The 4,831-nt window shown below is 35.5% G+C and carries 6 protein-coding genes; 3 read left to right on the top strand and 3 right to left on the bottom strand.

Features of this window, described 5'->3' with window-relative positions:
* Positions 1-145 precede the first annotated feature (145 nt).
* From HMPREF2811_RS03395 to HMPREF2811_RS03385, 3 genes are read right to left on the bottom strand one after another with little or no spacing between them, the layout of a single operon-like run.
* On the bottom strand, positions 146-643 hold the full coding sequence (locus tag HMPREF2811_RS03395) for a phosphatidylglycerophosphatase A family protein (RefSeq protein ID WP_071408111.1): 498 nt from the start codon (positions 641-643) through the stop codon (positions 146-148).
* 25 nt (positions 644-668) lie between these two features.
* Entirely contained in the window at positions 669-1,655 is a 987-nt protein-coding gene (locus HMPREF2811_RS03390) for an NAD(P)/FAD-dependent oxidoreductase (protein WP_071408110.1), read from the bottom strand.
* Between the two features lie 20 nt (positions 1,656-1,675).
* On the bottom strand, positions 1,676-2,161 hold the full coding sequence (locus HMPREF2811_RS03385) for a divergent PAP2 family protein (protein ID WP_210386535.1): 486 nt from the start codon (positions 2,159-2,161) through the stop codon (positions 1,676-1,678).
* Between the two features lie 136 nt (positions 2,162-2,297).
* On the opposite strand from HMPREF2811_RS03385, the gene HMPREF2811_RS03380 reads away from it, so the two are divergent.
* The 3 genes from HMPREF2811_RS03380 to HMPREF2811_RS03370 are packed head-to-tail and all read left to right on the top strand — an operon-like array spanning position 2,298 to position 4,689.
* Positions 2,298-2,876, top strand: coding sequence for a peptidylprolyl isomerase (locus HMPREF2811_RS03380; protein ID WP_066126910.1), 579 nt, complete (start codon positions 2,298-2,300; stop codon positions 2,874-2,876).
* Between the two features lie 57 nt (positions 2,877-2,933).
* Positions 2,934-3,359: a CvfD/Ygs/GSP13 family RNA-binding post-transcriptional regulator gene (locus HMPREF2811_RS03375; protein WP_071408112.1), complete on the top strand. Its 426-nt coding sequence runs from the start codon at positions 2,934-2,936 to the stop codon at positions 3,357-3,359.
* Positions 3,346-4,689: a glucose-6-phosphate isomerase gene (locus tag HMPREF2811_RS03370; protein ID WP_071408108.1), complete on the top strand. Its 1,344-nt coding sequence runs from the start codon at positions 3,346-3,348 to the stop codon at positions 4,687-4,689. The genes HMPREF2811_RS03375 and HMPREF2811_RS03370 overlap by 14 nt, the downstream gene beginning before the upstream one ends.
* The last annotated feature ends 142 nt before the right edge of the window (positions 4,690-4,831 follow it).

Raw genomic sequence — 4,831 nt, 5'->3', positions numbered from 1 at the left:
CGCCTTTTTTGTCTTTCTTTTCAAATAAAAACATTAGTTAAAGAGGTTCAAAGTTTGGCTACTCTTGAGTAGAATAAGTAACAAACAAAAACACAGGCAAAAGGAAAAGCTATAATTGCTCCTCTTTTGCCTGTTTTGTCGTTTTTTATTTAGTTTGAGAATGGGCGATACGACTAGCCGCTGCTGCAGCAAGTGCTCCAACAACATCATCGATGAAAGTGTTGCATTTTTCGCCTTTTTCACTGTTTAATTCACCAATAATACCAGGTTTAATTTTGTCGACATAACCAAAATTGGTCATCCCAATCGAACCATAGACATTGACGATGGATAGTACTAGGATTTCATCGATGCCGTATAACCCTTCATCGCGCATTAATAAGTCGCTTAAAGTAGGTGAGAACACGCCTTTTTCTGCGGCGATATCAATTTCAATACCGGTAATGACCGCATTTTGTACCTCACGTTTTTTCATGACCATTTTTAAATTATGTATACATTCTTCCATCGTTAAGTCTTTGACATAAGGTGCTTGTAATTCATAAACGATAGTTGCGATTTCTTCAATCGAAACACCACGTTCAGCTAATAGATTATAAGCATGTTGTTCTAAAATTTCTTGTTCAATTAACTTCTCAGACATACTAATTTCCTTTCTAATTAAAATATTACTGTTCAAATAAACTAGTACTATGAATATGTTGGCGACCAGCTCCAGGGTTAAATTGTTCAATTGCATTACCTACAGCAGTCGGACCTTCGCCGAAACCAGTAGCTATGATGCGAATTTTACCAGGGTAATTGGCAATATCTCCTACCGCAAAAATGCCTTTAATATTCGTTTCATAAGCAGAATTCACGGGAATTAGATTCCGTTCAACATTGATGCCCCAATTTTTCACATTGCCAATGCTTGACGAAAAGCCGTAACTAATTATAAAATGATCCGCTTTTATTGTTAATTTCTCGTCACCCCTAGGTTGAGTGATTTCAATCGCATTTAACGTATGACCATCCCCTATAATCTGACTTGGTATATAAGGGGTCATGACTTTAACTGAAGATTGCATCAATTGATTCACGCTGTGTTCAAGGGCTCTAAATTGTGGACGGCGATGTAATAATGTAACGGATTTAGCGATGGGTTCTAACATTAATGCCCAGTCGACGGCCGAATCACCACCACCACAAATCACGACATCTTTATCGGCAAATTGTGATAGTTGATTGACATAATAGTGTAAATTTTGTTCTTCATATTGAGGTGCTTCGGGTAAATTCAATTTACGAGGACTAAAAGCACCATTCCCAATGGCGATAATCACAGTTTTAGAATAATGAGTTTCCTTATCTGTTTCGATTAAAAAATGCTCTTGGTCATCTTTGGTAATGTTTATCACTTTTTGACCCAGTACAATATTCGTTTCAAATAGTTCCAATTGTTTAACCAAGTTGTTTGTTAATTCAATTCCTGAAGTAGCTGGATAAGCAGGGATATCGTAAATCGTTTTTTCAGGATAAAGATGTGCCGGTTGCCCACCTAAGTTTTCTAAACTTTCAATAATTTTAACTTTAACTTGTCTCATTTCCGCATAAAAGGCGGTGTACAACCCGACGGGCCCACCACCAATAATTGTTATATCAAATAATTCCAAATGTCGATGTTCCTTTCATACTATTGCATTTCGATAACGAATCTAAAGATTCGGTTTAAAAAGAATGCTACCATAATTCCTGTCATAATGCCAACAATGACTTCACTTGGTTTATGGCCTAAATATTTCTTGATAACCATCGCTTTATATTTATCGTAATCATAATCACCAATCGAGTAGTTAGGATTTTCTTCTAAATGTTGCTTGGCAATTTGATCTAAAACTAAACCTTGTTCACCACTTTGACGACGAACACCCATCGAATCAAACATTACGATAATACCAAACACGGTCGCAATCGCTACATAGGGTGAGCTAAAACCGTATTGCAAGATTAAAGCTGTAATGAGTGAGCTAGTAGCAGCAGAGTGAGAACTCGGCATACCACCGGTGGAAGTGACGATGTCAATATTGGTATTTGAATTTCTAAAATATTTAGCAATGGGATATTTAATAAATTGAGTAAAAATAATCGCCAAGAGCGAGCTAATAAGTGGAAAGTTCATCCTAGATAGTTCCTCCATTTCCTTGTTCTCTTATATCATAACAAAAAAACCTCAATATAGCACCAAAAAATTTTGAAACTTGAATATAATTAAGGTAAGATAGAATAGAAGTAAAATTTAAGGAGGCGGACAATTGATGTTCCCACAACTAAATGTAGAGAATTTAGAATCAAATGTAATTTTACATACAAATTACGGTGATATTGAATTGGTATTATTTAAAGAACAAGCACCTAAAACTGTAGAAAATTTCATTGAGTTAGCGAAAAAAGGTTATTATGATGGCGTTATTTTCCATCGAGTGATTAAAGACTTTATGATTCAAGGTGGCGACCCAACTGGTACCGGGATGGGTGGAGAAAGTATTTATGGACAGTCATTTGAAGATGAATTCACACGTGATCTATTTAATTTGAGAGGCGCTTTATCAATGGCGAATGCGGGTCCTAATACCAATGGAAGTCAATTCTTCATCGTAACGGCAAGTAATGTTCCAACTCAAATGTTAGCTCAAATGAAAGACTTAGGATTCCCAGAAGAAATCGTTGAAGCTTACGCTAAAGAAGGTGGAACGCCATGGTTAGACCAACGTCATACAGTCTTTGGACATGTTAAAAATGGCTTTGATAATGTTTTAGCCATTGAAGCGGTCGAAACTGGCGCTCAAGACAAGCCACAAAAACCAGTTGTTATTGAATCAATTACTGTAAAGTAACATTGGCAAAAAGACAAAACTGAAGTATAATTAAAAGTGGTTTTAGAAGGAGACGATATTGTGACAAAATTTAAAATTGGTGATATTGTCGAAGGTGAAATCACTGGAATTCAAAACTACGGTGTCTTTGTGAGTCTATCAGAAGAAGAGCAAGGACTAATACATATATCTGAATGTCGACATGGTTTTGTATCTGATTTTGATGAATTTTTTAAGGTAGGGGACAAGGTAAAGGTAATCGTTGTTGATATTGATGAATTTACTGAAAAAATCAGTTTATCAATTCGGGCGTTGATTAAGGTCAATACACCTCCTTTTCCAGCCCGACCTAAGAAAAGACGCAAAAGGTTTACACCTTCGATAGGTTTTGCAACCTTAGATAAAAAGATGCCGGAATGGATTGCTGAAGGCATTGAAAATATAGAAACAGATCGCTATAACAAAAATATTCAAAAGGAGCATAGTAATAATGGCACATATTAAATTTGATTATTCAAAAGTAAGCAATTACGTAGGAGAAAACGAATTAGCTCAATTACAGACTCAAATCACAGCAGTAGATAAAATGTTAAGAGAAAAAACAGGTGCTGGTGCAGACTTTACAGATTGGGTAGATTGGCCAGAAGCATATGATAAAGAAGAATTTGCACGTATTAAAGAAGCAGCTGAAAAAATTAAAAATGATTCTGAAGTATTAGTTGTAATTGGTATTGGTGGATCTTACTTAGGTGCTCGTGCTGCCATCGACTTTTTAAATCATTCTTTCTATAATGTAAAAGCAGGTAAAAAAGGAATGCCACAAATTTTCTTTGCTGGTAATAGTATTTCATCTACTTACTTACATGACTTATTAGATATTATTGGTGACCGTGATTTTTCTGTAAACATTATTTCTAAATCTGGTACTACTACTGAACCTGCCATCGCGTTCCGTGTATTCAAAGAGAAATTAATCGAAAAATACGGTGTTGAAGAAGCAACCAAACGTATTTATGCAACGACAGATAAAGCACGTGGTGCGTTAAAAGATGAAGCCAACGCTGCAGGCTACGAATCGTTTGTTATTCCAGACGGAATCGGTGGCCGTTTCACTGTCTTAACAGCAGTAGGATTATTACCAATTGCCGTATCTGGAGCTAACATTGATCAATTAATGCAAGGTGCTGCTGATGCAATGAAAGAATACAGCAATCCAGATTTAACAACTAATGAAGCTTATCAATATGCAACTATCCGTAATATCTTACACCGTAAAGGTAAGGATATTGAAATTTTAGTGAACTATGAACCAGGAATGCAATACTTCTCTGAGTGGTGGAAACAATTATATGGTGAATCAGAAGGTAAAGACTTGAAAGGTATCTATCCATCAAGTGCGAACTTCTCTACTGACTTACACTCTGTTGGTCAAACTATCCAAGAAGGTAAACGTAATATTTTCGAAACAGTTGTCAAAGTAGAAAAGCCACGTCATGATGTTGAAATTCCAAAAATGGAAGAGAATTTAGATGGCTTACGTTACCTAGAAGGAGAAACAGTTGACTTTGTTAACACTAAAGCTTACCAAGGAACATTATTAGCTCATACAGACGGTCAAGTACCAAACTTATTAGTGACTATTCCAGCAATGGATGAATATTCATTAGGTCACTTAATTTACTTCTTCGAAATTGCAGTAGCTATTTCAGGTTACTTAAATGGGGTAAATCCATTTGATCAACCAGGTGTCGAAGCATACAAGAAAAACATGTTTGCTTTATTAGGTAAAGAAGGATTCGAAGATTTAGCAAAAGAATTAAACGAACGCTTATAATATTTCCATCAATATGAGATGAGAATATTCAAAACTCAAAAAAGAAACGGAGCTAAAAAACGCTCCGTTTCGCTATTTTTATGGAAAAAATAGCTTTTTACAGGAAAAAATGTAAAAAATGTAAAAATAATGTAAAAAAGGT

The sequence above is a fragment of the Globicatella sp. HMSC072A10 genome (assembly GCF_001811625.1).
Classification (GTDB): Bacteria; Bacillota; Bacilli; order Lactobacillales; family Aerococcaceae; genus Globicatella; species Globicatella sanguinis.
The sequence above is the reverse complement of the archived record's forward strand: the minus strand, read 5'-3'. Positions and strand labels throughout refer to the sequence as shown.

Coding starts and splice junctions, on each gene's coding strand:
- HMPREF2811_RS03395 (WP_071408111.1), bottom strand. CDS start 643: ATGTCTGAGAAGTTAATTGAACAAGAAATTTTAGAACAACATGCTTAT.
- HMPREF2811_RS03385 (WP_210386535.1), bottom strand. CDS start 2,161: ATGAACTTTCCACTTATTAGCTCGCTCTTGGCGATTATTTTTACTCAA.
- HMPREF2811_RS03380 (WP_066126910.1), top strand. CDS start 2,298: ATGTTCCCACAACTAAATGTAGAGAATTTAGAATCAAATGTAATTTTA.
- HMPREF2811_RS03370 (WP_071408108.1), top strand. CDS start 3,346: ATGGCACATATTAAATTTGATTATTCAAAAGTAAGCAATTACGTAGGA.